At 46.5% G+C, this 26,081-nt stretch carries 25 protein-coding genes; 10 read left to right on the top strand and 15 right to left on the bottom strand.

The window, feature by feature from the left end:
• The first annotated feature begins 4 nt into the window (after window positions 1–4).
• Window positions 5–832, top strand: coding sequence for an abortive infection family protein (locus C8E01_RS04595; protein ID WP_116542177.1), 828 nt, complete (start codon window positions 5–7; stop codon window positions 830–832).
• A gap of 74 nt (window positions 833–906) precedes the next feature.
• Complete coding sequence (locus tag C8E01_RS04590; RefSeq protein ID WP_116542176.1) at window positions 907–1,848, top strand: hypothetical protein; 942 nt, start codon at window positions 907–909, stop codon at window positions 1,846–1,848.
• Between the two features lie 276 nt (window positions 1,849–2,124).
• Here the strand turns inward: C8E01_RS04590 and C8E01_RS04585 are convergent, their stop codons facing one another.
• Entirely contained in the window at window positions 2,125–2,997 is an 873-nt protein-coding gene (locus C8E01_RS04585) for a DUF2971 domain-containing protein (RefSeq protein ID WP_133242716.1), read from the bottom strand.
• Between the two features lie 869 nt (window positions 2,998–3,866).
• Between C8E01_RS04585 and C8E01_RS04580 the strand changes: the two genes are divergently transcribed.
• Complete coding sequence (locus C8E01_RS04580; protein WP_116542174.1) at window positions 3,867–4,955, top strand: PAS domain-containing sensor histidine kinase; 1,089 nt, start codon at window positions 3,867–3,869, stop codon at window positions 4,953–4,955.
• A gap of 8 nt (window positions 4,956–4,963) precedes the next feature.
• Here the strand turns inward: C8E01_RS04580 and C8E01_RS04575 are convergent, their stop codons facing one another.
• A complete protein-coding gene (locus tag C8E01_RS04575; RefSeq protein WP_116542173.1) occupies window positions 4,964–5,377 on the bottom strand; it encodes a hypothetical protein in 414 nt (137 codons plus the stop codon).
• Window positions 5,378–6,054: 677 nt separating this feature from the next.
• Between C8E01_RS04575 and C8E01_RS04570 the strand changes: the two genes are divergently transcribed.
• Window positions 6,055–6,318: a hypothetical protein gene (locus C8E01_RS04570; protein WP_116542172.1), complete on the top strand. Its 264-nt coding sequence runs from the start codon at window positions 6,055–6,057 to the stop codon at window positions 6,316–6,318.
• A gap of 203 nt (window positions 6,319–6,521) precedes the next feature.
• Here the strand turns inward: C8E01_RS04570 and C8E01_RS04565 are convergent, their stop codons facing one another.
• From C8E01_RS04565 to C8E01_RS04510, 12 genes are all read right to left on the bottom strand, one after another.
• Window positions 6,522–7,094, bottom strand: a complete 573-nt coding sequence (locus C8E01_RS04565) for a heme NO-binding domain-containing protein (RefSeq protein ID WP_116542171.1) — start codon at window positions 7,092–7,094, stop codon at window positions 6,522–6,524.
• A gap of 281 nt (window positions 7,095–7,375) precedes the next feature.
• Window positions 7,376–7,861, bottom strand: a complete 486-nt coding sequence (locus C8E01_RS04560; RefSeq protein ID WP_116542170.1) for an SRPBCC family protein — start codon at window positions 7,859–7,861, stop codon at window positions 7,376–7,378.
• A gap of 5 nt (window positions 7,862–7,866) precedes the next feature.
• Window positions 7,867–8,418, bottom strand: a complete 552-nt coding sequence (locus C8E01_RS04555; RefSeq protein WP_116542169.1) for a helix-turn-helix domain-containing protein — start codon at window positions 8,416–8,418, stop codon at window positions 7,867–7,869.
• Window positions 8,419–8,429: 11 nt separating this feature from the next.
• Entirely contained in the window at window positions 8,430–9,836 is a 1,407-nt protein-coding gene (locus tag C8E01_RS04550; protein ID WP_116542168.1) for a phage integrase SAM-like domain-containing protein, read from the bottom strand.
• Between the two features lie 250 nt (window positions 9,837–10,086).
• Window positions 10,087–11,418 (bottom strand): exosortase N, encoded by a 1,332-nt coding sequence (gene xrtN / locus C8E01_RS04545; protein WP_165820562.1) that lies wholly within the window; start codon window positions 11,416–11,418, stop codon window positions 10,087–10,089.
• Window positions 11,415–13,928 carry an XrtN system VIT domain-containing protein gene (locus C8E01_RS04540; protein ID WP_116542166.1) on the bottom strand — a complete coding sequence of 838 codons (2,514 nt, stop codon included), beginning with the start codon at window positions 13,926–13,928 and terminating at the stop codon, window positions 11,415–11,417. Before C8E01_RS04540 ends, xrtN begins: the two co-directional genes overlap by 4 nt.
• Before the next feature lie 39 nt (window positions 13,929–13,967).
• On the bottom strand, window positions 13,968–14,216 hold the full coding sequence (locus C8E01_RS04535) for a winged helix-turn-helix domain-containing protein (protein WP_243409427.1): 249 nt from the start codon (window positions 14,214–14,216) through the stop codon (window positions 13,968–13,970).
• A gap of 65 nt (window positions 14,217–14,281) precedes the next feature.
• A complete protein-coding gene (locus C8E01_RS04530) occupies window positions 14,282–14,905 on the bottom strand; it encodes a hypothetical protein (RefSeq protein WP_116542164.1) in 624 nt (207 codons plus the stop codon).
• A gap of 310 nt (window positions 14,906–15,215) precedes the next feature.
• Window positions 15,216–15,824 (bottom strand): TetR/AcrR family transcriptional regulator, encoded by a 609-nt coding sequence (locus C8E01_RS04525; RefSeq protein ID WP_116542163.1) that lies wholly within the window; start codon window positions 15,822–15,824, stop codon window positions 15,216–15,218.
• A gap of 198 nt (window positions 15,825–16,022) precedes the next feature.
• Window positions 16,023–16,478, bottom strand: a complete 456-nt coding sequence (locus tag C8E01_RS04520; RefSeq protein WP_116542162.1) for a cold-shock protein — start codon at window positions 16,476–16,478, stop codon at window positions 16,023–16,025.
• A 50-nt stretch (window positions 16,479–16,528) separates the two neighbouring features.
• The gene (locus C8E01_RS04515) at window positions 16,529–16,759 is read right to left on the bottom strand and encodes a hypothetical protein (protein WP_243409426.1); all 231 of its coding nucleotides are present in this window, start codon (window positions 16,757–16,759) and stop codon (window positions 16,529–16,531) included.
• Between the two features lie 134 nt (window positions 16,760–16,893).
• Window positions 16,894–17,085 (bottom strand): cold-shock protein, encoded by a 192-nt coding sequence (locus C8E01_RS04510; protein ID WP_116542161.1) that lies wholly within the window; start codon window positions 17,083–17,085, stop codon window positions 16,894–16,896.
• A 587-nt stretch (window positions 17,086–17,672) separates the two neighbouring features.
• On the opposite strand from C8E01_RS04510, the gene C8E01_RS04505 reads away from it, so the two are divergent.
• On the top strand, window positions 17,673–18,485 hold the full coding sequence (locus C8E01_RS04505; RefSeq protein WP_116542160.1) for a prephenate dehydratase: 813 nt from the start codon (window positions 17,673–17,675) through the stop codon (window positions 18,483–18,485).
• 53 nt (window positions 18,486–18,538) lie between these two features.
• Window positions 18,539–19,600: a bifunctional 3-deoxy-7-phosphoheptulonate synthase/chorismate mutase type II gene (locus C8E01_RS04500; protein WP_116542313.1), complete on the top strand. Its 1,062-nt coding sequence runs from the start codon at window positions 18,539–18,541 to the stop codon at window positions 19,598–19,600.
• Between the two features lie 76 nt (window positions 19,601–19,676).
• Here the strand turns inward: C8E01_RS04500 and C8E01_RS04495 are convergent, their stop codons facing one another.
• On the bottom strand, window positions 19,677–21,221 hold the full coding sequence (locus tag C8E01_RS04495) for a hypothetical protein (protein WP_116542159.1): 1,545 nt from the start codon (window positions 21,219–21,221) through the stop codon (window positions 19,677–19,679).
• Between the two features lie 166 nt (window positions 21,222–21,387).
• Here C8E01_RS04495 and C8E01_RS04490 point away from each other — a divergent pair, with 166 nt between their 5' ends.
• Genes C8E01_RS04490 through leuB form a run of 4 tightly spaced genes read left to right on the top strand, consistent with a single transcriptional unit; the run spans window position 21,388 to window position 25,652 of the window.
• Window positions 21,388–22,554, top strand: a complete 1,167-nt coding sequence (locus tag C8E01_RS04490) for a 2-isopropylmalate synthase (RefSeq protein ID WP_116542158.1) — start codon at window positions 21,388–21,390, stop codon at window positions 22,552–22,554.
• A 1-nt stretch (window position 22,555) separates the two neighbouring features.
• Entirely contained in the window at window positions 22,556–23,950 is a 1,395-nt protein-coding gene (gene leuC, locus C8E01_RS04485; RefSeq protein ID WP_116542157.1) for a 3-isopropylmalate dehydratase large subunit, read from the top strand.
• Window positions 23,950–24,546, top strand: coding sequence for a 3-isopropylmalate dehydratase small subunit (gene leuD / locus C8E01_RS04480; protein ID WP_116542156.1), 597 nt, complete (start codon window positions 23,950–23,952; stop codon window positions 24,544–24,546). The genes leuC and leuD overlap by 1 nt, the downstream gene beginning before the upstream one ends.
• Window positions 24,534–25,652 (top strand): 3-isopropylmalate dehydrogenase, encoded by a 1,119-nt coding sequence (leuB, locus tag C8E01_RS04475; RefSeq protein WP_116542155.1) that lies wholly within the window; start codon window positions 24,534–24,536, stop codon window positions 25,650–25,652. The genes leuD and leuB overlap by 13 nt, the downstream gene beginning before the upstream one ends.
• Window positions 25,653–26,081 lie beyond the last annotated feature (429 nt).

The raw sequence follows: 26,081 nt of genomic DNA, 5'->3' as shown, positions 1-26,081 counted from the left end.
ATTTATGTCAGATTTAAGCACCATAGAAAAACATAAGCTTGAGAAGCTGTTCGGTATGGGTAACGGCTATGTTCTTGATTTTTCAGACAAGGATTTTCAAAGCTTTGTCTTAGAAGCAATTGGTCTTGATATACTTGATGATAGGTATAAATACAGGAGTGGTTCAAAAGCTAACAGATTAAGAGGCTTTTGGGAAGAGGAATCGAATTTCACAGTAGGCAAGCTTAGTTTCGATTTAATCGAGTACTGGAAGGGGAAGAAGCTTATTAGGTTTGAGGAAATTACTGCCTCAGAACATGAACTATATGAGGAATGTATTCGAATATCCGATAGGCTCAAGCAGCAGTCGCCCATCGAGCATATTGATGCGATACAGGCTAACAATGAAGACAAAGACTTTTTACTCTTGGCAAAACTGATTAGAGCGAGCATAGAGAAAAACGAACCAGAAGCTGCGCTTGACCGACTTCACACTTTTGTGGTTAAGTATATTAGAGAATTGTGTAGAAGGCATAACATCGAATACTCGAACAGCGAATCCCTTAATAGCATTTTTGGGAAGTATGTAAAGCAAGTCTTCAATAAGGGGGTAATTCAATCAGCTATGGCTGAGAAGATACTGAAGTACTCTATACAGATTATTGATGCTTTCAATGATGTGAGGAATAATAGAAGCTTCGCTCACGACAATACTATTTTAAACTATCATGAGAGCATTTTGATATTTAATAATATATCGAGTTCTATCCATTTCATTAGTGAATTGGAAAAGCAGTTGGCTGAGCAACAGGAGGAAACAAACTTCGAAAGGGAAAGCTTTAAATTTAATTAACATCGCTTCATGTCTTAGGCTTTTTAAAGGAATCATCTTATTAAATTAGAAATCGAACTTAAAGCTTCACTGTCGTGAATGAACCAGACCTGCTGAAAAATATAGCTGATGTGTTCCTAAATGGAATTGATGAAAGAGTTAGCCGTGGACTTAACTTCATCAATACAAATTACAAGAACACTGAGATGCTGAACCTATGTGTCAGTTTCATGGAGTACCATCATTCCGATGCCATAGTAGCAGATGTTGAGAATTTGTTTTATAGAATAGGATACTTCCCTGCCACTGAAGCAGAAATGGAGTTAGACTACTCTTTAAAACATGCTTTGATAGGGTCTTACAAAGCTGCTTTTGCGGATTTACGGAGAGCCATAGAGTTAACTGCTATTAATGTCTACCTGACATCAGAACATTCTAAAAGAGAAGCTTCTTTCGAGTGGATAATGTCTCAGCGTGACTCTCCGTTCTTCTCAACAATGATTGAGGCACTTACGAAAGCTGGAAGATTCAAGCGCATTAGTGATGAAGCTAATTGGAAGCTGAATATAAAGCAGTTGTATTGGCGGATTTCAGACTATACGCACAACAAAGGTCAGGCGAAAGGTTATAGAGAACTAAACAAGGTCAACTCTCATATGTTAGGCACTTTTGTTCCTAACATCAATTTACAAACACTTTCATCATTTTTAGATTGCTATATTGAAACCGTAAGGGAAATCACCGCATTTTTAGCACTCTATAATCCAGTCATACTTGTAGGTTTACCATTAGAGGAAAAGTTCGGTTTAAATGGACCCATGTCTGGCTTTTATACCGAGCAACAGGCAGATATAATAAACTTATTAATTCCAGAGCCTTACAGACACTATTTTAAAAGCTTAAAAGAGATGGATGAAGAAGTAATTGGTGCTGTTGAATCTGTACTATCAATGCCTAATTTAACTAAAGAAGAATTCGATAAACAGGTACAAGCTATACAAAACCTTATGGGAGGTAAGGGTGAAGCTGATAATTAGGGTATTACTCCATTGACGTATTCGAACTTGTTTGTATGACGAGAGGTATTATAACAATCTATTTACTAAATAAACTACTTCCAAAAAGATTCGGGCTTCTTTCTTTTCATACCCCTACCAAATAATACTCCCCCCAAACAATTTGGCTTCGCCCAAACCACGTTTTTCTGCTCCTGCCGCTACCCAACCTCCCCTGCAAAAAACAGCCAAACATTCGAACGTTTATTTGTTGTAGCGTTTTTCAAATCAGACTGCTCCAAATGCTTTATTTTAAAACTATAAGTTTTGGGATAGGGAGCCTAATTTTTGTGGTGTTAAAAACTCACCTGTATCAAAATCCTTTACCATTTGGTATAGCTTCAACGAATTAGGGTAATTCTTTTGATTCAGTATTTTAATCAGGTTAGTCTTATGGTAAGTAGGCATATCAACACCTAAATATATTTCTTCAATGGCACTATTCTTAAGAGAAATACACCTGTAGTAAGGTGATTTTTCATCCATGCTAAGACAATGCTTTTTGACATTTAAACAAAAAGCCCTGATTTCATTCTCGTCAGTATAGCCTGTTTTCTTAATTAAAGCCCAATGAACAAGAGCCTCTATACTTTCGTCAAAGAAATTTTCAACTAATTCATCATCTGTATATTTTACCCTTGACTTCATACAATATTTAATTGCTGAAGACCTGAAACCTAAACACACACCTCTTTCATTGTTTGCATACTCTTTCCAAAGATGATGATTAATGTGATTTTGATTAAAACATGTAACCCCTAAGTTAGCCTTCAACTTTTCAAGAGCTATCTTAGCTTCTTCTTGATAAAAATAGGGGTTTTGGGTATTTGCTCTTTCAATTTTTCGTAACTGTGAGTAACTGAGGTTAGGGTGAGTTTGTAAAAAGAATTTTATATAATTGGCTGTGCTGGTTTCAAAGCTTAATAGCCCTAAATCCATATCTTTTTTATCATCGAACTTTGCGGGGTTTCCGAATCTGAGGGTGCTGTTTCTTAGTATGCTTCGAGCAGCGTTGTAGTTGGTATAGTGGTAAATTATAGGGTCACCATTTAAACAACTATTATCAATCTCCAACTTAATTATTGTATTCTCAATTCGCTTGAGTATAGTTTCCTTTTCTTCCTTGAGCATATTACTATCTAATGATATTAATATAAAGATAAGTTTTTTTTTGCTCTCTGGTGAATAGAATAGCTGAACAAAGCAATACTTTATTGAAGCAAACAAGTTTGACAATAATGTTGCTATACACTCACAAAAATAACGGTTTAACTAAGTAGTGTTCATAATATAGTTAGACATCTGACGATGATTTATAGCCTATGAAAACAATTCCCTATATATGTGATTTAAATTCTGATATAACCTAATATTAATAGTTTTGAAGTATATGGAAAGTAAACTATCTCGTCTATAAGTAAAGATTATTGACGTTGATTTGTTGCCTGGCTTTCTTTACTACTGATAGCTGGTGGAAACAGAAAAATCACCCTGAACTGGTACGGTCAAGAAAGCTTTCGTTTTACTTAACCAAAACCTCAACGGTTAATCCTCTGTTTTCTCTGTTCATTCAGCCTCTCATTCGGCTTGTTCATGACAGGTGAAGAACGAATCTCTGGCTTTTGCTTTGACAACTGGTGCAGGTAGAACAGACACTGGCTTACCTCACCTGCACTCAATGTACGGACATCCAACTGGCTGATATAGTCGTACAGGTAATCCATGCTCAATTTTACGGTAGTATCGGATTTTGCGAAACTAAATAAACACTGATTCTACTACAGCTTACTACTTAAATAGTGGTTTGAATACTGATTACCTTTCGCCACCTGTACTTAATATAGGTTGTAGTGAGGTTATGTGTGTATATCTACTATAAAGCCTGTTTTCAGGAGCAGGACCCTGAGACAACGAAGACCTATCCCGAGACCTGAATCATCTGCCACAACTTCACACCATCAATCAGAGTAAGTATGAAGCATGCATGAATTCAATTAACAGTGAACGAGAAAAGCAAAAACGACATACTACGGGAACACATCAGAAGAACGAAGAAGATAGCTTTCTCCTATGATGTGGAGTCTGCTTCCTTCACCTATCTCAACAACGCTTTCAACCAGGTGTGCAAGCAGACACGTGAGAGCGTACTGGCAGACCCACTCATCATCTTGGAGGCTGTTCATCCAGATGACCGAGACTATCTGGTGGGAGAGTACAGGGAGTTGCTCAGGGGTGTGCTGAAAGAGGACGTGGAATTCCGCATCAGGCAACCCGATGGCTCCACCAGATGGCTGCTCCTGGACCCGCAGTTCATCACAGACAAGCAGGGCAGGAAATACGTGACTGGCATCGTGGAGGACATCACCTTGGTCAAAGACAACATCGAGACCCTTCAGAAGTACGCTGCCAAGAAGAACGCAGTGCTGGAAATCCTCTCCCATGACCTGGCTGGACCCCTTGCCAACATCAAGGCACTTGCGGATGTGTTGTCAGAACTCACCAAGCACCTGGAAATGGAGGAAGTCGACAAGGTAATCCGCATTATCAGGGCGAGCAGTGAGCAGAACATCCTCCTGATTCGGGATTTTGTGAAGCAGGAGTTCCTCGAGTCCTCCAAAGTCGACCTGTTTAAGAGAAGGCTCGACCTTGTGGTGAAAGTAAAAGAGGTCATGGAGCAGTATAAGGATGGTGAACATCTCATACAGAAGGAAATTAGGTTCACCTCTTCAAGCGATAAAATCTTCGTCTGGTTCGATGACATAAAATTGATGCAGGTGATAAACAACCTCTTCTCCAACGCCATCAAGTTCACCCCTGACAACGGCACCATCTCGCTTGACCTGAGCGAGCAGGAAAAGTCCGTGCTGATAACCATCAGAGACAACGGCATCGGTATTCCAAGGAAGTACCACGCTCAGCTATTCAAGAAGTTCTCACCTGCCAGACGAGAGGGGCTTCGGGGAGAGCCATCCACAGGACTCGGCATGTCCATTATCAAGACCATCGTGGAGTGGCATGGTGGCAGCATCTGGTTCGAGAGCGAGGAAGGGGCTGGCACTACATTCTACATCGAACTGCCAAAGGAGTAAATCTTATACTACTCAGCCTGCCGTAACCATTCAATAGCTGCTTCTTTGTTAGTGAAATTGAGAAGTTGAAATGGGAGAGCATGTGTTTCCGATATGTGCTTAATGTTGGCTTCCGATGTTTTCTCTATCTTTTCGCTCGGGGATTGGATACGAGCCACTTTCTGTATGCGGGTTTTCATCACCCCTGCTGCCATGTAAGATGCTATTTCCCTACTTTCCTCTTCGGTCACGTCTATAAGTGTTCGTCTCGAATCGAGCAGCAGTTTTTTGATGTCGTAGGATTTGATGATGTCCACCATGATGTCAATGGTGTGCTTGATTTCAGGAAGCAGGTACTGGTGCAGGTCGGGGTACTCGACTGCGATGATGTCCGTAGCAGGATTGTAGTCTAATTTAATAATACTGTTTTCGAATAGAATCATTTACGTGTTAAATACTGTACAATATAGTAACTTTGATTCTTAAGGGAAAGGCATAAAAGATTTTCCCGTGTATCCGTTGTTAAGATTTATCCAATTAATACTAAAGTGGTAAAAGCACTGTTATTACTCTTCCTTGCTGCTGGTATAGGTTACTATCTGTTCTACCCGTTTCTAAAGAATATTGTCAATAGAAAGCTGCTCGTAAAGTGGTTCTTTATTGTGTATGCCATTGCCCTACTTATCTCAACGATAAACACTTATTTCTTATAGGGGAGTAACAGGAATATTGATAATGTTGTCGGAATTGCTGGTGTTGATTCAGCACACTCATTCAACACACTCATCAGATAATCAGGCTCAGCACCTATATTGATAAGGCTCCTGCCAACTATCTAATTTGATAGCACCTTCCATATTGGGATAGAACCAACGTTACTCGTCCAGTTCCCCCCACAACCTGACAATTGGCTTTATATACCTGCAAACTCACTCTATATAGGCGAGTCACTATCTGTGAAAGCTGTCATGAAAACTTTCGTTTGTATTGCCATTTTTTGCCGATTGGATTTTTAGTATTGTAGGCAGCTTCGAATATTTATGATATAATTTTATAAAGTGTTATTATTTTAGCCTTTACTTTCGTAAAGTTCGTACCACAATACGATTGACTTGGAGGCATGAGTGAATTAACAGCATTTATAAGCAAACTTGATACGTGTGATTGCGATTTGATAGTCCTTACCTTCATAGGCGAGGAACGCCTCTACTGTCGTTTCTTCAAGGGCGGGCTGTACAAAGACCGTATGTTCATCAATGATGAAGCTGTCATGGCTAAGCTGTGTGCAGTTTGCGGTGAAGGGGAAGAGATAGATGCCGCTGGAATAAAAAAGCTACGGGAAATGTTTTCGCCATCTCAGGCTAATGACCCTGCATCGATTTAGGTACTAATTTTTATCTGTAGAATAAACATTAGAGAGCAAAACACCCAAGTTGCTCAATGGCAGTTCTGTTGAAGAAATAAGACATCGTCTTACCAAAGTAAAAATCACGTGTCAGCTATAATGTTGCTGCATGTGCTGTTCATGATGATGTAGTGCCTGTTTTTTTACAAAAGTTGTAATAATCTAAAGGAGTGGTGAGTTCTTCAGCTAAGGAAATCAACTTTGATTTGCACTCTTTCTGCATCCGCAGGAGAGAGCAGCATCACCTCTACCTTGTCGCTCTCATTGAAGTACCTGGAAATGCCTTTGATGATGCCCACAGCAACGCCAGCCATCCTGCGTTTGGACTTGTATTCTATCACAAGCTGGTTTGCGCCTTTTTTTGTTATAATTAGCTTCGGTGGACTGGTTCTGCTGTCCTCCCTTCTCACAGCAGCGTGCATCTTATCCTCTGTATGTATGAGCATCTCATATGTACGCCACTCGGGTCGAACGTACCTGCTGTACATCCGCATCAGGTCTGGCACCATGAACTTCCCAAACTGCTCCATCAAATTAAATATAGACTGTCCTGTGGATTCGCCTAAACGACCGACAATGGCAAAAATCTCATGTGTAGGGTACATCTCCTGCATCTGAAAGGAGGTATGCTCAACGCCCGCACCTTCGAGCAGCTTTACCCATGTGCCGTGGTCATATGCGCTTTCAACGTAGTGTTGAAGCATTACAAACATGGAGCCGTGCATCAGGTGAAACGCATCCGCTTCGTTTTTCATACAAAGGTTTAGTGCGGTGTTGATATGATTAAATATATTATTTAAAAATTAATAAATCAATGTACTCTCTTAGCCACTCATTAGTTGTGCAAATGCTTGAGATGTGGATGATATAATTAGCTGAAACTTCTTCGATATGCGCCTAAGGAGAAAAGTTGCTACTATCAACTATAATCAGTATTACTGTTTTGACCTTTTAAACGCCCGCTCGAACCCAATAAATATTGTCACTGTTGTCAGTATTGCTGGTGTTGATTATTCAATACTTGCCCTAACTCTAACTATTTGTCAACTTTTAATAAGCTTTCCCATTTACCAGATTCAGCGTAGTGTTTTATCACACTGTTTCGCTCCACCAGCAGTTGTGTCATATACTTCTTTAGAAGAAGCCTATCAGCGAGCATACCTAACATGTTGAAAGGGGAGGTGTAGTCAAACACATCTCGCATTATGGTTATGCCGTTACCAGATTCTTGGAAGTGGTGTTCATGTTTGAAACGCTTGAAAGCACCTTCTGCCATTTCATCGGCAAAATAGAAGGGGCGTTCATATTCGGTGATTTTGCTTGAAAGATGCTGCCAAACCCCGAAATGCTTTGCCCTCCACGTTACGGATTCGCCAAGACCAATAAGCCCCGATGTTACCCCTGCAACAGCACGCTCACCCGTATGCTCGGTCGAGATAACATGTAAGTCGATGCTTCTGGATAAGTCGAAGCATACTTCTACTGGTGCATTGATAGGTGTTTCGAGGCTTATAGTGGGCATTAGTCTTACAGTTCAGAATAAATATCAGCGACCTTTCTCTTTAACCTCGTCTCATGTTCGTGAACCTGGTGTATGCCTTCCTTCGAAATTATGCTGACTAACAGTTGGTTTTCATCATCCAGAACATCAACCACTGCAAATTCAGAGACAGGCTCTTCTATGTTAGCTAAAAAGTTGCAGAGGTCATGCTTATAAGCTTCCAGGCTCCAACTCGGGATTTTCCAGTTCCTTTGGTTAATTCTTTTGCAGCTAAGCTTATCACTTTCTATTAGTTGCCTGATTTTATCTGGTGAAACATTTAATATCTCAGCCGCCTGTTTAGTGGTATAAAATTGCTGGTTGTTGATTGCAAATACAGGGTTAGACTCATGAAGTCTCAATTCCAGCTTCAGGTCACCACATAAAATTGCCAGCTTATCAATATTAGCAGTGAGAGTATTGAGCATCTTGCCTTTATCTACTGCTACACCAATACGATGATTTATGTAAGTGATAGCTTCTGACTTTTGAAGACTATAGTTCTCCAATAATTCTGCGTACAATTCTTTCTTGTTCACTACTATTTATTTTAAACGCTCATCAAATCAGCAAAGTCTTTCATGTCTTTCTCTGGTTCAAGTTGTATGTATTTGTCAAACTCTTTCTCACTGGTGTGACCAGTGAATTGCATGATAGAACGCTTCGACTTTCCTGCATGATAAGCAATGGTGGCAAATGACCTTCTTCCACTATGGCTTTCTGCAAGAGAAAAGTAGGGTACTTGCTCTACTTGCTCATAATTGCCTCTGCGTTCAAAAATGTAAACCAGCTTATCTTCTTGTTTTAGAAAATTTCTGTAGAACTGTTTTAAAAATACTTTAATGCATTTATTGTACTTCGTTTCGCTCATTTTCATGTCGAAGTTGTGTTTTCGCAGTAGCTTATGGACAGACTCATTAGAGTTTAACCAAAACTGCCCTTGTGTTTTCTTTGCAGTCTGTTTGCCTAAAGCAACATGATGTGCTTTTATGGCACGTAAGTCTGAAATTCGATTACCCGTCAAAATGCTAATAATAAAGTAATCTTTTGCCCGTATCAGCACATTGCTGCTTACACCTTTCATTTTTTCAACGCCATTGATATATTCGGGGTAGTAATCATCTGTGATACTGTTTTCAAAATCCTGTGACGCCAGAAGCCTTACTTCATCCACGGTGCGAAACGCAAACTCAATGTTGCTGTACTTTGTGATGCGTTTTGTACTGATGTTATCTTTTATTGCGTCCTTTATTTTAGCATAATCAACTTCGATTTTATGTACTCTCATTGCCCATTTTACGAAAGTACAGAAAGCATCCAGTCTTTTAAGTAAAGTGTTGTTGTTCATCCCAAACTGGCTGTCAAAAGTTGTGGGGCTGTTAAGGTGATGAACTGGCTTTGGTAGGGAAGACGAGGCTTTAACTCTCTTAGGCTTGTAAAAAAGCAGAAAATCAATAAATTCACTTATAAACTTTTCATCTATTTCATTGAAAAAGTACTTTCTGTTTTTAAAATCCCAAAACTGAGATAATGCTGATTCTACTGCTTTAGGCAAGCTTTTGCTGTTGCGTTCTTTCCCATCGATGATATTGATGTACTCTTGAAGGTAGTCACTGATATAAGTAAAGCTTTTCTGACTGTTCTCCTTGTAATTGGAAATCAAGGCATCCAATTGAGTTGCAGTAGGCTTCACTAAGTGTTCCCGCTCAAACTCTTCGATGATGGTTTCAATCTTAAGTTGAAGTTCATCGAGTTTCTTTTTGTCATCCTGAAAAGATGATGGGTTAAGGGCATTGTTCTTTTTGAACCCTTTGTCTTTAATGAACTGCGCCTTGTCTTTCACATAGACATTGGTCTTATACCTTTTTATGCCACCACGTGAATAGTATATTTTAATGTGAAGTTTGTTACCTTCCTTAACAACAATAAGCGAGGTATGCTCGTCCAGACGTGCCATTTTCTTTCGTCAAATTTTCGTCAAGTTAGTCAAGATTTAGTCAAAAAAACAAGTGTTAAGTTGTATATAGTTGTAGATTCATACATTATTTTTTACTTTGTAAAGTACTGTAAAACAGTATATTAAAAATAATTTTAGTTGTGAGGTTGTATGCAGTTGTTTGATAAATGCAGTACCTCACTCTCTGCTGGTAGCGATACCAAAACCAGCAAAAAGCCCGTAAATCAGCGATTTACGGGCTTTTTGTTTTCTATTGCTTGGCATAAGCCTTGACTTCAGCCAGCTCCATCACAGCCAGCGCCGCTTGCGTTAAGTCCTCCTGCCGGGCCACTGTTACATTAACCAAGCTGAACTTTTCTTCGCCTTTCAGCATGCGCCAGCGCCAGTCCCATTGTTCAATAGTCTGGTGCTGACCATTGTCCATCCACCAGGCAGTGTAGAGCTTCTCGCTTCCCTTTTCCAGTTCACCCACATAAATGGTGCGGTTGCCTACCTGCAGTTGCTGCACCCGTCGGAACTTGTAGCCGCTGCCCTCCCAGCAGATAAGCGGATGGTGCTCGGTAGAGTAAAAAGCCTGCACAGGCTTCAGGTATACAAGTGTCTCCGTGTTGCTGTACTTGGTCACCCCGTTCGGCATCAACTGCTGCTCAAAGCCTGGCAGCTGTGGTATGGCAAGGGTTGCCATCAGTTTGTTCTCACTTTTTATACCTGCACCCGTGCCGATCAGCATCAACAGAAGCAGGTAATTCAGGAGCAGGGACCCCCGCAGGCTGACGGTTGGTTCGTTTTCTTTGGCTGGAATAGCATTGCCGAGGCAGCGGTGCAGAAACTGCGATAAGATGTAGAAAGGAGCCAGCGCATAGAGGGCGAGGCAGATCAAGCCCAGCACGTCGTGCATCGGGTTATCAGGCAGCACCCGGAACCACACGAGCAGCAGGATGCGCAGCAGGTTTGATACGAGGTTAAGCACGAGCATAATGCCCAGGAGCAAACCCAATAGCCAAACCGGCCAGACCAGCTGCCGGCTGTGCTGCAGCCGGGCTAGCAGAAACACTGCCAAGATGAAGGTGAGCGAGAGCATGGACAAACCCGCACAAGCCGGATCCACGGCAAACTCCTCCCCATTCACCAAAATCAGATTGCCGGCCGCTTCTGCTTCTGTGCCCATGGCCTGCAGCGCAGCAACTGCCCAGTTAGTCAGTTGCATACGCAGCGGGAAGCTGATGATGTTGGCTACGTACTGAAAGATAGGGGAGGCCACCAGCAGAAGCAGTAAAGGGTAGAGCGAGATGCGCCCGTAGAGCAGCTGCGCCCCGCACCATACCGTCAGCAGGAAGGCAAAGAAGTAGAAGGTATAATTCTGCAAGCCAGCCGCCACAAGGGCCAATGCTATACCCAGAACCAACAGCCAGGGGGAGAGTTTCCGTCCGGATCGGCCCTGCACAACCAGTGGCACCAGAGCCAGGGCCAGCAGCCACTGAGCATCCCAAATCAGGTAATCCTTTAAAAATAAACCACCAGCCAGCAGGTATAGCGCCAGCACGAGCAGCATCAGCGGGTTACGAACGAAGGTCAGACTCATCTTAGAAAATAGGGCTTTAATGTCACAAATGCTACCGCTAAGAGAGCGATAATGATCAAAGCCCATTCTTCTGGCTCTGGCACCGCGCCCGAGGCGTTCATGCTGGCATTCCCAAGGCTATCCTTGCTTTTCTGTATGTCGAAGCGTTCGTAATCCGACTGCGTTTCCAGTACAATCAGGCTGGAGACCGGGCTCACAATGTTGGCCTGTGCTGCCTCCTGTATCAGTTCGTCTTCTATGTCACCCTGGCAGAAGTAGCGGGGGCCGATCTGCTGCAGGATGTGGTTGTAGGCAAAGAGCCTGAGCAAGTGGTCAGGAGCGCTGCCGCCGGTGCTGTTCGCTGTTTTGGCTATACCTATACCTGAGGCGCCCAACCGCACAACGTCTTTGGCAGGTATGGCCTGGATAAATTGCCCCTGCTGGAGCAGGTTAGCCATCTGTTGCATGTCCCCTTGCATTGTGGTAATCACCTGTAGTTCCTTCAGGCCTCTTAGGTATGGGGAGAGTTGCTCTCCCAAGGTATAGACTCTGACAGGACTCTGCAATGGCAGCTTTTCGGTCATCTCCTCCGCAAAGCCTGTGTTCTTCAGATCGCTCAGGTTGGGAGAAGTGCTATTGCTCTTGGTGATGACGAGTGCCTGGTCAGGAGCTTTTACTTTGTGTAGCGGGAACAGGGAGTAGTGTTGCTGCATCAAGTGGCTGAACACCCGGGTTTTGTTCTCTGTCGTTAGCTTTTGCATGCGGTCCTGCCACACGTACACCTGCCTGTCTTTTACCAGGTCCCATACCTGCTCAAACTCGCGTGCTGACCAACTGGCATTGATGTCGAGGTATACCTGTGTGGGGCTAAAGGCCACCAGTTGCAGAGGCAGTTCCTGCAGCTGGTAACTGCTACCTGCAAAGGCAAAGCTGTCACTTGCCAGTTTAGTGGCAGGCAGGCGCAGACTCCAGTCCTGTCGGTAAGTGCTCTGTCGTTTGTACTGTCCTAACTTTGTTTCTTTGTAATCGGCCGGTAGGTAAAGCGGCGGCACATCCCCTTCCACATAGATCATGGAGGTTTCAGAGGCACCCGCAGTGGAAGGGCCTGTGAAGTACACATTGTCATAAACCAGTTCCTGACCATCCTGCCTTAGGGGTGAGGTCACGCCGATCTTAAATTGCCGGTTCTCGTCAGGTGTGCAGGGGAAGACGCGAACAGATACCCTGCTGCCTTCCTGCCAGTGTATCACAGAAGGATCCCGGCGCTCTCTGCCAACGATTGTGTTGTAGGCCATCTGTGCCTTGCCCTTGGTGGTGAGGTAGCCTTTCTCTTCCCGGCCCTCTATCCACAGCGAGAGCGACGACACCACGCTTCCCTCCGGCAAAAAGAAGGTATAGATCGCCTCCTGTTGGTTCCAGTTGTTGGGCATGCTGTTGTGGATGCTGAGCACCTTCTCGGTATAGGCAAGCCGGTGAGCAGGGTATAGCCTGACCTGTGATACCACACTGACCGTGCTCAGGTTATTGCCAGACCAAAGTCGCTGTTCTGCCTGGTGCCGGGCATCGTACATGCTTTCCAGAATTTTTATCTTCTCCTGCCGGTCCACATTCGGCCTGCCCAGCAGGAAGAGCGAGAGGATCACAAGCGGGTCGTGCCGCTTGATTTCGCTGAAGCTGCCCTCTGGCAACTCCCACATGCTGAACTCCTCTGCCGGAGCCTGGTAGACCAGATCCGTCTTCATGATCCGCTCCGTGATGTAGTCGGCGGGCAGCTGTTGGCTCAGGCTTACCCAGCGCGGCAGCGTGTCATTTTCTTTTATGACTTCTTCGTTTGCCAGAAAGTTGATTTGCTGGTTGCGCTGGTGCCACTGCACCAGAAAGAAGGCTGAGAAAAGCACCGGAAAAGCTGCCCCCGCCAGAAAGCTACGCCCATACTGCTGATCAACGGCCATTGCTTTTTTGACTGCGAAAACCAGGCTCAGCACCACCCACAATGGCACAAAGGTGTGCAACGAAAGCCCCAGTACAAATGAGAGCATGAAACTGGGAACATAGAGCGGGAACAGGTATAGGGCGTAGTATACCCAAAGCACAGCGCCTATACCCAGCACAAAGAGCAGCACCTGGTTTGCAAGGCGAGGCAGAAGGGTATTGTAGCTATAGGTTAGCATTGCGACACAGAACGTGCATACAAGTGCCTCTAACCACGGAACAGAGTCCTGAAAAATGCTCAACTGCCGGTTGAGGGAATAGCAGCTGATAATGGCCAGTACCAGTAGGGGATAGAGGTGCTCTAAATCCTGGAAAGGTTTTTTGATAGTATACCTCTTACCCAAAAGCAGCAGTACAAAATAGAGGACTGCCAAGCCGTAGTTTACCCAAAAGATACCAAATGCCGCTCCATCTTTCGCTGCAACTCCCCACTCTGGCAGCATAAAGATCAGAAAAGAGAAGAGTGTTAGTCCGGTACCCACATGCAGGAGGGATAGCTCGTTCTGAGTAAGTTTTTTAGTTATTGTTTTCGTGTTCATAAAGTACTTTGTTTTTCAAAGTGTAGGTATAAAAAAATATTAATCGACTTTTCTGTTGTCCAAAATCAACTGCTCAAGAGCATCTAAATGGTTTGTAAAGGCCTTACGGCCCAAGTCAGTGGCATGATAAGTCGTATTGGGCTTCCGCCCGACAAATTGCTTTTCTACCCGCAGGTACTGCGCCTCCTCCAGTGCACTCAGATGGCTGGCAAGGTTTCCGTCCGTCAGTTGCAGGGTTTCTTTCAGGGTATTGAAATCCACCGTGTCCTCTACCATCAGTACAGACATAATCCCAAGCCGGGCTCTGCTTTCAAAAGCCTTGTTGATATTTTCCAGATACGCTCTCACGATGGCTACCTTTCGTACTTGTAATACATGAGCGTGCCATACACAATGTGCAGTACACCAAAACCGATTGCCCAGGAGAGTAGCCCATAGCCAATAAACACAGAAGCAAACAAGCCAAGTATGACCTCACTTATACCCAGGTAGCGAATATCGCTGAGCGTATACTTGCTCCCGTTTACTAAGGCCAAACCATAGAAAACAAGCATGGCAGGAGCCACCAGGTAGATGATGCCATGATAGATCAACACCGCGCAAAAGAAGCCGCCTACCGCTAAGGGTATAGCCAGGTTGATAAGCAGTCGACGTGATTTGCTGTCCCACATGCGCTGTCCGCTTTTGCTGGCTTTGCGATGAGTAAAATACAGAGCTGATCCAATGGCCAGCATGAAAACCACAGCTGCTACTGTGAAGAGGAAAACAATCGTGTTCCAGTTCAGACTGATTGTGTAAGTATCCCTGTACACAATATTGTGCTCGCTCAAATGCCACTTGACCAAGGCTGCCCCTGCCAGGGCAAATAGCCCGGCAAATACACCTGATAGTCCGCTTAGCGAGATAAAGCGGGATGAGCGATCCATGATGCTGCGGATCTCATGCAGAGTGGCGAGTTGGTCGTGCTGCTGGTTCATGTTAAAGTACTTTGTGTTTCAAAGTTACTATTGCAGTACGTAAATCCAAGTGAGAAAGTATATATTTTTTTAAATGTTAAAGCTGGCTGAGAAAAACAGCAGCAGAAAGGAATCTTAGAATACCGGATACGCTCCTCACGCTTTGGTTCAGGCAGTATTTATTTTGCGGCTCCTAAACCGGCTTCTGCTACCTCTGACTTTCCTATGGAAGCCCTGTACATAATATAGCCTTCCAGTTCCAGTCCATCGAGCATATTTAGTTAAGGTTTAGCAGTGAGTTTTGATGGTGCTGGTTGAAGCCTGCTATTACTTACTTCTTCTCCAGCAAACCATGAAAAATGAGATTCGCCAAGCCCTCGTATACAGCAGAAGGTGTATAGTCAATGTCTTTCATCAGTTCTGGTGGCACCTGGCTGATAAACTCCGGGTCCAGGATTTTCTCCAACGCGCTGGCGTATAGCAGCACGGCCAGCGAGATATTGGCGTCTTTCCGGATGTACCCTTTCCGGCTGCCTTCTTCCAGCAATGTTCTGAATCGCTTGAAAGCCGCTTCGGTACGATACTGCTGTAGAAGTTGCCAGGTCTTGGGAGTGTGGTTTCTAATGTCGGTGAGTAGCTGCCCGTTGATACGCGCGAAGCGCTGCCCGACGGTACGGAAAACCTGTTCCGCTTTGTGGGCGAAATCCTCTTCTTCCTGCAGGAGCAAATTCTCTACTTCCCGCTGCAATGCTTCCAGGTAGTGCTTGATCACAGCATGAAGCAATTCCTCTTTTCCTCTGAAATACTGGTATAGCGTTTTTTTGCTCATACCCAGCTGTTTGGCCAGGTCGGCCATCAGGACTTTGCTGTAGCCTTGGTTGAAAAACTGTTGTTGAGCCTCCTGCAGAATCAGGGCTTTCGTGGTGTTTATCGTATCCATACTTAAGGGTGCGCGCTTTATGATCACCGGTCTGGCTGCAAAGGTATGAACAGCTGCGGCCGGGAGACTTTATACGACAAAAAAATCTCCTGCAGTCAGTATTATTACCGACAATAGCAGGAGATTTTAGATTTATAATCACCTAAGTTAAGCTGGATGGCTCAAAGCTGTTCTTTCAAGCTTTTGAACCAGAGGGTATTACGCCAGTTTAACGTTTACAGCATTTAATCCTTTAGGGCCTTTTTCGACCTCAAAAGTTACCCGATCATTTTCCTTGATCGCGTTCACCAAAGCATTTTGGTGAACAAAAATACGTTCCTGGCTTACATGATCCTGGATAAAGCCGTAACCCTTTGAATCGTTGAAAAAAGAGACAGTTCCTTTTCGGATCAGGTCAGCCGGGTCGATCTCGGCCTGCTTGGCCACACCGATCTGGATGTCTTCCTGCTTGATGTCTTTTTTCTTCTTCGTCGGATCTGGCGGCGTGTCGGTAATATTACCGTCTTCGTCTACATAGGCCAGCATTTCATCTAAGCCTTTGCCTTTGTCAGAGTTGGCGATGCGATCCTCTTTCTTCGCTTCTTTGTCTTGACGCTTCTTAAGTCTCTTCTTCTCTTTTTCTTTTTTACTGAAGGTTTCTTGTGATCTACCCATATTGCTGTTAAATGATCTATATTATTACGGTAAGCGGATGTTCAGGTCTGTTAATACCTGAACAGGAAATTTGTGCCATTGCGAATCCACTTTTCAAAAAATGAATTGTCGTTATACTCGCCGGTCACAAGTTCAAAGTCGGGTTGGTCTTTGTTTGTACGTGAGTTCATGAACTTTGGGAGGGAATCCTGATTGTTTGGGGTCCAATCCTGTCCTTTTTGGAGGGCTACGCAGATGTACTCGCGAGTGGTAGTGTCTACCAGGTATCTTCTATTCATCATAAGGAGGGGTTAGGTGAAACATTGCCAGGGCGGCATTATACTAACGGGGAGTGGTGCAAAAACATGCACATCGAACTTAAAAAAAAGCCTCACCCGCAGGCAAGGCTTTTCTCGAAATGACTTATCTCTGAGAACTAAGCACGCTTAACGTTAACCGCGTTCAGTCCTTTTTTTCCTTCCTGCAAATCAAAAGTCACTTTGTCGTTTTCCTGGATTTCATGTACCAGGCCAGTCACGTGTACAAAGTACTCCTGATCTGTGTTGTCTTCTTTAATAAAACCAAAACCTTTCAGGTCATTAAAGAATTTTACTGTTCCGTTATTCATTCTGTGTTGTTTAATTATATACTAACTACATTATAGGTAGTATATAGGTTCATTTATTTTTTTACAATGTACGATAAAAATTTTACAATTGCGAAGCACAGCCCGTTTTATTGTCTGGATTATATATTTCCTGAGTGCGGATGCAGCCATTAAAGCGCGTCTGTGCGCTTCAAAGCCAATTAAATAGTATAAAAGACGAGAATAATGCTGAAGGATAATCACTTAAAGAGGACTGTCTGAACTACAAAAAAACGAAAATAAATTGGCGTTCGGCAAAAAGTCACTATATTGGCGGTTGAAATGAACAAGCAACAGACGTCTTATACCTTCTTTTTTTACTTTTTTCCTCCACAGGACTAAAGCGGGAAAAGGTATATGTAACCATATAGAGGCCCCGCAACCAGCGGGGCCTTTTTTATTTTAAAACAGCAATTAGCATGCTTACTACACAGCAGAATTTCTTTTACGGCTTTGGTTTTAGCTTTTACTTTTTTGGTAAACGCCCGGGGCTGTATTGATTATACTTTAACCTAAAGTTATCACCAGCGCCCCGGAATCATACTCCGGGGCGCTTTTTTTTGATCTAAATGAAAATAGCAATTCAAGGTATAGCGGGAGCATTCCACGAAGAGGCCGCCCGGCTCCGGTTCGGCGACCGGCCAATAGAGATTGTGCCCTGCCTCACTTTCCGGGAACTGGCCGCGGCTGTTGCCACCGGGCTGGCCGATAAAGGTATCATGGCGATAGAGAACACCATATCGGGAACGATACAGCCTAACCTGGAACTGATACGGGAGCACCAGCTGCGGATAAGCGGCGAAGTGATCATGCGCATCCGACAGCACCTGGGCGGTGTGCCCGGGTCGTCGCTTCAGAGCATCCGCAAGGTATACTCTCACTACATGGCCCTGAACCAGTGCCGCCCCTTCTTCGATGCCTATCCCGGAGTGGAATTGATCGAGTCGGAAGACACGGCGCTGAGCATCCGGGATGTGGCCGAAGCCGGCTCTAAAGAAATGGCAGGCATTGGCAGCGCCCTGGCCATTGCCCAACATGGACTGATTGTACTCGGGGAGGGGATTGAAGCGAGCAAGCAGAACTTCACCCGCTTTCTGCTGCTGGACAGGCAACCGCAGCTGTCCATTTCCTGCAACAAGGCTACGATCAGTCTGGTGCTGCAACCGCAGCCGGAGGCTTTCACGCAAGCCATGGCGCTGCTGCAGGAGCATCACATCCAGCTATCTAAAATCGAATCACTGACCATACCCGGGCGGCCCTGGCACTACCGCTATTACCTGGACCTACGGTTTGAGGCAGAAGAGCAGTTGGATGAACTGCTGCAAGCGCTCGCACCAATTACAGAATCCCTGCACCTGATGGGGAAATATACTGCAAACTGAAATTGAAACTAAGATTGAAATCAACCAAGAAGAATACAGCCATCATCAATACCATGGAAAAGATAAACAACACCTGGCCAACTAATACAAAAGAGCAGCCACTGATCATCGCAGGCCCATGCAGTGCCGAAACAGAAGAGCAGGTAATGACAATTGCCCGCCAGCTGAAAACAACGGGGACAAGCATATACAGGGCAGGCATCTGGAAGCCGCGTACACGTCCCGGGATGTTCGAAGGCGTAGGTACCGAAGGGTTGAAATGGCTGCAGCGGGTAAAGGAAGAAACCGGTCTGTGGGTGGCAACAGAAGTTGCCAATAGAGACCACGTCAATGAATGCCTAAAGCATGGGATCGATGTGCTGTGGATTGGGGCCCGAACAACAGCCAATCCATTCGCCGTGCAGGAGATTGCCGACGCGCTGCAGGGTGTGAACGTGCCGGTACTGGTTAAAAACCCGGTGAACCCGGACGTAAACCTGTGGCTTGGTGCAATTGAGCGGCTAGAGAAGGCGGGTATCAGCAATCCGGGAGCTATTCACAGAGGGGTATCGCCGCTTGGTAAATCCATCTACCGCAACAACCCGGAGTGGCAAATGCCCCTCGCCCTGAAGGAGCAGCGCCCGGACATACTCCTTATCAACGACCCAAGCCATATTGCTGGTAACCGCCAACTGCTGGCAGGTATAGCCGAGACGGCAATTGGTCTTGAGATGGATGGACTTATGATTGAGACGCACCATAACCCCGATGCTGCCTGGAGCGATGCAGCCCAGCAGATCACGCCACAGGCACTGACAGTGCTATTGGCTAAAATGAAATTAACTACCGGTGCTGCAACTGAGGTGGGCATGACTGATCTAAGCAACATGCGCAGCTCCATCGATTACATTGATGAGCAATTAATCGACTTGTTGAGCTACAGAATGCAAGTGGTGGCTGAAATCGGGCAATACAAAAAGCAGCATGGGATGGCCGTGATCCAGGAAGAAAGATGGACGGAACTGCTGACAAAACATGCAAGCCAGGCTGCTGGCAGAAACCTGAATGGAGAGTTCGTAACGCAGCTATTCAACAGCATTCACCGCGAGTCTGTCAATAGGCAAAACCTGGTTTAAAGAGAACGTTGGTAAGCAGTGGAGATGCTGCGCTACGCATCTCCGCTGCTATCTTAAATAGGTGTAATCCAGTTCGTTATTTCAGCGTTCTGGATTTGCGTTTAATTACCTCCTGCACCGGTATGTTTTCAATTTTGCTTTCGAGCCAGGAAATAATGTCCAGGTACAGAAATGGTCTTCTTTCAAACGGATCAGCTGCTATGCTCTCCAGTTTGGCCTTGAGCGAAATAAAGGCGTCCCGGAGCTCATGCGGTGCAATATCCCCCAGCTTGCGCAGGAAACGGAAGATCTCTACCTGCATCTGCTGCTGGTTGTTCATCTTGCCGAGGAAGTGGTATACCGACTTGATCTGGTACTCCAACGCCTCATCTTCGCCTGCCTCATAGTGTGCTATCAGGTTCAATATCCGGGCAAAGCACTGCAAGTCCTCCCGCAGGCTGATGTCCTTAAAGCGAATGATCTTGTTGAGGTATTCGATTGCTTTGTAGTTGTCCCCGCTGCCAAAGTATAGGCTGGCTATTTTAAAATAAAAGATTAGCTGCCGGTGCGGGTCAAGCTGCAATTTAAAATGCTCCAGTTTCTCCAGAATAACCGGCACCAGTTCCAGTCCCTCGGTAAACCGGCCTTCCATAAAGTGCAGGTTGATTTTGTTTGTGTCAATGTATAGGAACAGCAGCATTTCGGTGTTGGGACTAATGCGCCTCTTCTCGTCTCTCGAAAAGTCCTCTAATTGCTGCAGCACTTCTTTGAACTTGCTATAATAGAGTAGGTTGAATAAAGCCGCCAGCAAATTGTGAAGACCCTTGATGTAGAGCATGCTTTGCTTTTCCTTCATAACCGGGTATTGTTGGAACAGGTCCACCCACTTTTGGGCATACCTGTAGGCTGACCGGAAGTCCTGTACGATGTAAAAATACCATACGTGCGACTGGTAGTAAGACAGTTTCTCATAAAAGCCTGCCGTGCTAAGGTCAATCTCGGGCAAGTGCGATTTAAAATAAGCCGTTATGGCTTCGTAATCCTCGTCGTTGCGCACATGCCCTGCCTTGATGTATAGACCATACATGCGAAGCCCCAGGTTGGAAAGCTTGTGCAGTTGTGACACGTGCGCTGCAACATCCATCGCCTCTTCAGAGAGCGTATCCGCCCTCCCGGCCAGGCTGCGGGTGATGTACTGCGACTCGATCATTTTCTCAAAATCCAATGCCTCCAGAGCCGTATGCTGCATTTCTGCCTGCAGGGCCTGCATTTTGACCTTGTCCAGCATTTTCAGGCTCTGCTGATAGAGGCCTCTGTTATACAGCACACGGGCGTAGTCGAGCTGCTCGCGCAGTTGTATATCGATGTTCTGACCTGCGTGGTAAAGACGTAGATCAGAGAGTATGTTCTTATAAAGGTTCGCCTTCATATTGGCGAGCTGAACCTTCTTCACATCAAGAGCCAGTGCCAGTACCTTCTCTTCTTCATACACGCCCAGGCTGTCTAGCGCGTCGAATAGCTGCAAAAATTTCAAGCCCTCCGTGGCACCCTGACGCTTGGCAAAGAGACGGAAGTGCCGCTTCTCTGATTTAGTCAGTGATTTCACCAATTGAAAAACAGGATCAGTTATTCCGTTAGCCATTGTATTTTCAAGTAAATTAATTCATTGGTATTCAGGTGGTTGTAGCCTGGAAATCCAGTGTTGGAAATAGTAGCCTTATCTGGAAATAGTTTTTGGAGGTGCTGGTTTTGGCCTTAATTGCCCTCCAAAGTAGAGACTTTTTCAGCAATACAGAAATCAAATTAAAATGTCGGTCCAGAAAATACAAATATTTGATACCACGCTGCGGGATGGTGAGCAAGTGCCAGGCTGCAAGTTGAATGTGGATGAGAAACTGGTGATTGCAAGGCAGTTAGAGCTGCTGGGGGTGGATGTGATAGAGGCCGGTTTTCCGATATCGAGCCCTGGCGATTTCGAGGCGGTAAAGGCGATTGCGGCCCAGACAAAAGAAATCACCGTTTGCGGGCTGTCCAGAGCAGTAGAGCAGGACATCCTTACAGCAGCCGAGGCACTTACGCACGCAAAGCGCCCGCGCATCCACACAGGTATAGGCACATCAGAATCGCACATTGCGTTTAAGCTGCGCACGACCCAGGAGAAAGTGCTGGAACGTGCCGTGGAGGCGGTGAAGCTGGCAAAGCGGTTTGTAGAAGATGTAGAGTTCTATGCCGAAGACGCAGGCAGAACCAACAATACCTTTCTGGCCCAGGTGTGCGAAGCAGCCATTAAAGCAGGCGCCACTGTGCTCAACATACCAGACACGACAGGCTATTGCCTGCCTGAGGAGTATGGCGCGAAGATCAAGTACCTGGCGGATAATGTGAGGGGCATCGAGCGAGTGACCCTTTCTACACACTGCCATAATGATCTGGGCCTTGCTACGGCCAACTCCATTGCGGGAGCTATCAACGGCGCCCGACAGATCGAATGTACCATCAACGGGGTAGGGGAGCGTGCCGGCAACACGGCATTGGAGGAAGTGGTGATGATCATGCGCCAGCACCCATACCTGAAACTGCAGACCAACATCAACAGCAAACTGCTTTCTGAGACTTCGGCCATGGTTTCGCACATGATGCGCATGCCGGTGCAGCCCAATAAGGCCATCGTGGGGGCGAATGCCTTCTCCCACTCCAGCGGCATACACCAGGACGGCGTGATCAAGCACCGCGAAACCTACGAGATCATTGATCCGCGCGACGTAGGCGTGCCGGATTCTTCCATCGTGCTGACAGCAAGATCCGGGCGTGCTGCCCTGGCCTTCCGACTGCAGAAAATCGGTTACAACTTTGATAAGAGCACCCTTGACAAAGCGTATGCATCCTTTCTGGAAGTGGCAGACCGTGCAAAAGAAGTGCATGACAAGGATCTGCATGTGCTGGTAGAGAAGGCAAACCTGTTAGTAGAGAATTAGGATGAAGAAGACATTATTTGATAAGATCTGGGATGCCCATGTGGTGCGTTCCATACCGGGTGGCCTGGATGTGTTTTACATCGACAGGCACCTGATCCATGAAGTGACCAGTCCCCAAGCTTTCGATGAACTGGAGGCCCGCAACCTGCCGTTGTACAACCCGGCCCAGATTGTGGCCACCGCAGACCACAACGTGCCCACCCGCAACCAGCACCTGCCCATTCAGGATCAGTTGTCACGGTTTCAGGTAGATAAGCTGACTTCTAACTGTGAAAAGTATGGGGTAGAGCTTTTCGGCCTGGGACACCCGAACCAGGGTATCGTACACGTCATCGGACCGGAACTGGGCATCACGCAGCCAGGCATGACCATCGTGTGCGGCGACAGCCATACCTCAACGCACGGCGCCTTCGGAGCCATTGCTTTTGGCATCGGCACCAGCCAGGTAGCGCAGGTAATGGCAACGCAGTGTCTGCTGCTCAGCCGCCCTCGCAAGATGCGCATCACGGTGGAGGGAGAACTGCGCAAAGGCGTGACCGCCAAGGACCTGATCCTGTATGTGATCGCCAAATTGGGCACCGGTGGCGCCACCGGTTATTTTGTGGAGTATGCCGGCAGCGCCATCCGCTCACTGAGCATGGAGGGACGCATGACGGTGTGCAACATGAGTATCGAGATGGGCGCCCGCGGCGGTATGATCGCGCCGGATGAGAATACCTATACCTACCTGGAGGGCCGGCCGCATGCGCCGCAGGGTGAGCGATGGGAGCAGGCGCTGGCTTATTGGAACACCCTTTATACCGAAGAAGGAGCAGAGTTTGATGCCGAACTGCACTTTGAGGCGGCCGACATTGCCCCCATGATCACCTATGGCACCAACCCGGGTATGGGCATTGCTATAAACGACACAATACCAGCCAGTGTACCAGCCAGTGAGGCAGCCAGTTTCGACAAGTCCCTGCAGTACATGGGCTTTGCTCGGGGTGAGTCCCTGCTCGGCAAAGAGGTCAACTATGTGTTCATCGGCAGCTGCACCAACTCCCGCATCGAGGACCTGCGCCAGGTAGCCGAGTATGTGAAGGGCAAGCGGAAAGCCGGCCATGTGGAGGCGATCATTGTACCGGGCTCGAAGCAGGTAGAGTTGCAGGCCCGTGAGGAAGGCCTGGACAAGTTACTCGCCGATGCAGGTTTTGAGCTTCGCGAGCCGGGCTGCAGTGCCTGTCTGGCCATGAACGAAGACAAGATTCCGGCGGGCGCTTACTGTGTTTCCACCTCCAACCGGAATTTCGAAGGACGGCAGGGGCCGGGATCGCGCACGCTGCTGGCCAGTCCGTTGGTAGCGGCCATCACGGCTGTGGAGGGAAAGATCGTGGACATAACCCAATACCTGAACTAATGGAGAAGTTTGAAATCATACGGACGGGAGCTGTTCCCATGCCGATCGAAAATATAGATACCGACCAGATTATACCTGCCCGCTTTCTGAAAGCCACTTCCAGGGAGGGCTTTGGTGAGAACCTTTTTCGGGATTGGCGCTACGACAGCGACGGCGAACCCAAAACGGACTTTGTGCTGAACAGCAGCCGCTACAAGGGGCAGGTACTTCTGGCCGGCAAGAATTTTGGCTGCGGATCTAGCCGCGAACACGCCGCCTGGGCCATTTATGATGCCGGGTTCAGGGTCGTCATATCCAGCTATTTCGCCGACATATTCCGGGGCAATGCCCTCAACAACGGCCTCCTGCCCCTGCAGGTAACGGATGAGGTGCTGCAGCGCCTGTTCGCACTGGTAGAGGCAGACCCGCAGACAGAATTTGAAGTGAACCTGCCGGAGCAGGAGCTATACCTACCCGCAAGCGGGGAGCGCATTTCCTTTGAGATAGATCCCTACAAGAAGGAGTGCCTGATCAAAGGCTATGATGACATTGATTTTTTAGTGAGCCAGAAAGAGGCGATAACAGCATACGAAAGCACAAGAGCATGGACATATTAAATAAAAAGATCATTGTACTGCCCGGCGATGGCATCGGACCTGAGGTCTGTGAGGAAGCGATCAAGGTGTTGGAGGCCGTAGCCGATCGGTTTGGCCACCGGTTTACCTTTGAAAAGCACCTGATGGGCGCCTGCGCCATTGATTCCACAGGGAGCCCGCTACCGGAAGAAACGCTGGAGGCCTGCTACTATGCCGACGCGGTACTGCTGGGCGCTATTGGCGATCCGAAGTATGACAACAATCCTGCGGCCAAGGTACGGCCGGAGCAGGGCCTGTTGCAGTTACGCAAGTCACTGGGACTGTACGCCAACATACGTCCGGTAACAGCCTACGATGTGCTGCTGGACCACTCACCGCTAAAGAACGACCGCATTGCCGGAGCCGATATGCTTATTTTCAGGGAGCTGACCGGTGGTATTTACTTCGGTGAAAAAGGCCGTACCGCTGCTGAAGCGTACGATCACTGCACCTACAACCGGGAAGAGATCACCCGCATTGCTCACCTTGCCTTTCAAGCTGCGGGCAACAGACGCAACAAGCTGACTCTGGTGGATAAAGCTAACGTGCTCGAAACGTCACGCTTGTGGCGGGAGGTCGTGCAAGGTATAGCACCGGAGTATCCTTCCGTAGCAGTAGATTACCTGTTTGTGGACAACGCCGCCATGCAGCTGATCCTGAACCCCCGTCAGTTTGACGTCATGCTGACAGAGAACATGTTCGGGGATATTCTGTCGGACGAAGCTTCTGTCATCGCCGGTTCGCTGGGGCTGCTGCCTTCGGCTTCGGTAGGAAATATCGTGTCGCTTTTTGAGCCGATTCACGGCTCTTACCCACAGGCAAAAGGCAAAGGTATAGCCAACCCAATCGCAGCCATCCTGTCCGGCGCGATGATGCTGGAGCACTTTGGCCTGCAGGCGGAAGCAGACGCTGTAAAGGAAGCAGTGCAGAATGCCTTACGCAACGAGGTGCTGACGCCTGAGCTGAATGCCGTTTCTCCGTATACCACGGAACAAGTGGGCAGTTTTATTGCCTACTGTGTGCTGGAGGGTGTAGGGAGCGTGCCTCAAAAAGAAAATATTGAAGTGGGCCTGAGCACGATTATCTAACTACAACAGTGGTGCTCGCAGCCTGTGGAGGTATACAGCAGGAACATTCTGCTGTAGCAGGCAAACAAGTTTTTTTAAAAAAAATCTGTTGAACAGTATGGCTCCCGTCAAAAATGCATTACATTTGCCAGCACTGTATGAAAAACCAACTCACAGCCATCGTCATTATTAGCATTATTAACCTTGTGGTAATTACACAAGGCGTGGAGATGGTTTGCTGAAACTGAAAGTAAAATTATAAGCTATACTTTGGCAGCCGTCTCCCACAAGAGACGGCTGTTTTTATTTTAACACCTTTGATTATTAAAACTATGCTCGCAATAGCAGCAATCATTATTGTCATTATTATTCTTATTCCTCAGCCACCGGGTTGAAGAAACGGACTTCTATTGCCTATAGAAAGCCTTTCTGACTACCCGGTCAGAAAGG

Source organism: Pontibacter virosus (genome assembly GCF_003096355.1).
GTDB lineage: Bacteria > Bacteroidota > Bacteroidia > Cytophagales > Hymenobacteraceae > Pontibacter > Pontibacter virosus.
This window is presented reverse-complemented; position numbering and strand designations above follow the sequence as displayed.

Bases quoted from the DNA above. Each gene is read 5' to 3' on its own strand.
- C8E01_RS04595 (WP_116542177.1), top strand. From the start codon at position 5: ATGTCAGATTTAAGCACCATAGAAAAACATAAGCTTGAGAAGCTGTTC.
- C8E01_RS04585 (WP_133242716.1), bottom strand. From the start codon at position 2,997: ATGCTCAAGGAAGAAAAGGAAACTATACTCAAGCGAATTGAGAATACA.
- C8E01_RS04575 (WP_116542173.1), bottom strand. From the start codon at position 5,377: ATGATTCTATTCGAAAACAGTATTATTAAATTAGACTACAATCCTGCT.
- C8E01_RS04570 (WP_116542172.1), top strand. From the start codon at position 6,055: ATGAGTGAATTAACAGCATTTATAAGCAAACTTGATACGTGTGATTGC.
- C8E01_RS04565 (WP_116542171.1), bottom strand. From the start codon at position 7,094: ATGAAAAACGAAGCGGATGCGTTTCACCTGATGCACGGCTCCATGTTT.
- C8E01_RS04560 (WP_116542170.1), bottom strand. From the start codon at position 7,861: ATGCCCACTATAAGCCTCGAAACACCTATCAATGCACCAGTAGAAGTA.
- C8E01_RS04550 (WP_116542168.1), bottom strand. From the start codon at position 9,836: ATGGCACGTCTGGACGAGCATACCTCGCTTATTGTTGTTAAGGAAGGT.
- xrtN (WP_165820562.1), bottom strand. From the start codon at position 11,418: ATGAGTCTGACCTTCGTTCGTAACCCGCTGATGCTGCTCGTGCTGGCG.
- C8E01_RS04540 (WP_116542166.1), bottom strand. From the start codon at position 13,928: ATGAACACGAAAACAATAACTAAAAAACTTACTCAGAACGAGCTATCC.
- C8E01_RS04535 (WP_243409427.1), bottom strand. From the start codon at position 14,216: ATGTCTGTACTGATGGTAGAGGACACGGTGGATTTCAATACCCTGAAA.
- C8E01_RS04530 (WP_116542164.1), bottom strand. From the start codon at position 14,905: ATGAACCAGCAGCACGACCAACTCGCCACTCTGCATGAGATCCGCAGC.
- C8E01_RS04525 (WP_116542163.1), bottom strand. From the start codon at position 15,824: ATGGATACGATAAACACCACGAAAGCCCTGATTCTGCAGGAGGCTCAA.
- C8E01_RS04520 (WP_116542162.1), bottom strand. From the start codon at position 16,478: ATGGGTAGATCACAAGAAACCTTCAGTAAAAAAGAAAAAGAGAAGAAG.
- C8E01_RS04515 (WP_243409426.1), bottom strand. From the start codon at position 16,759: ATGATGAATAGAAGATACCTGGTAGACACTACCACTCGCGAGTACATC.
- C8E01_RS04510 (WP_116542161.1), bottom strand. From the start codon at position 17,085: ATGAATAACGGAACAGTAAAATTCTTTAATGACCTGAAAGGTTTTGGT.
- C8E01_RS04505 (WP_116542160.1), top strand. From the start codon at position 17,673: ATGAAAATAGCAATTCAAGGTATAGCGGGAGCATTCCACGAAGAGGCC.
- C8E01_RS04500 (WP_116542313.1), top strand. From the start codon at position 18,539: ATGGAAAAGATAAACAACACCTGGCCAACTAATACAAAAGAGCAGCCA.
- C8E01_RS04495 (WP_116542159.1), bottom strand. From the start codon at position 21,221: ATGGCTAACGGAATAACTGATCCTGTTTTTCAATTGGTGAAATCACTG.
- C8E01_RS04490 (WP_116542158.1), top strand. From the start codon at position 21,388: ATGTCGGTCCAGAAAATACAAATATTTGATACCACGCTGCGGGATGGT.
- leuC (WP_116542157.1), top strand. From the start codon at position 22,556: ATGAAGAAGACATTATTTGATAAGATCTGGGATGCCCATGTGGTGCGT.
- leuD (WP_116542156.1), top strand. From the start codon at position 23,950: ATGGAGAAGTTTGAAATCATACGGACGGGAGCTGTTCCCATGCCGATC.
- leuB (WP_116542155.1), top strand. From the start codon at position 24,534: ATGGACATATTAAATAAAAAGATCATTGTACTGCCCGGCGATGGCATC.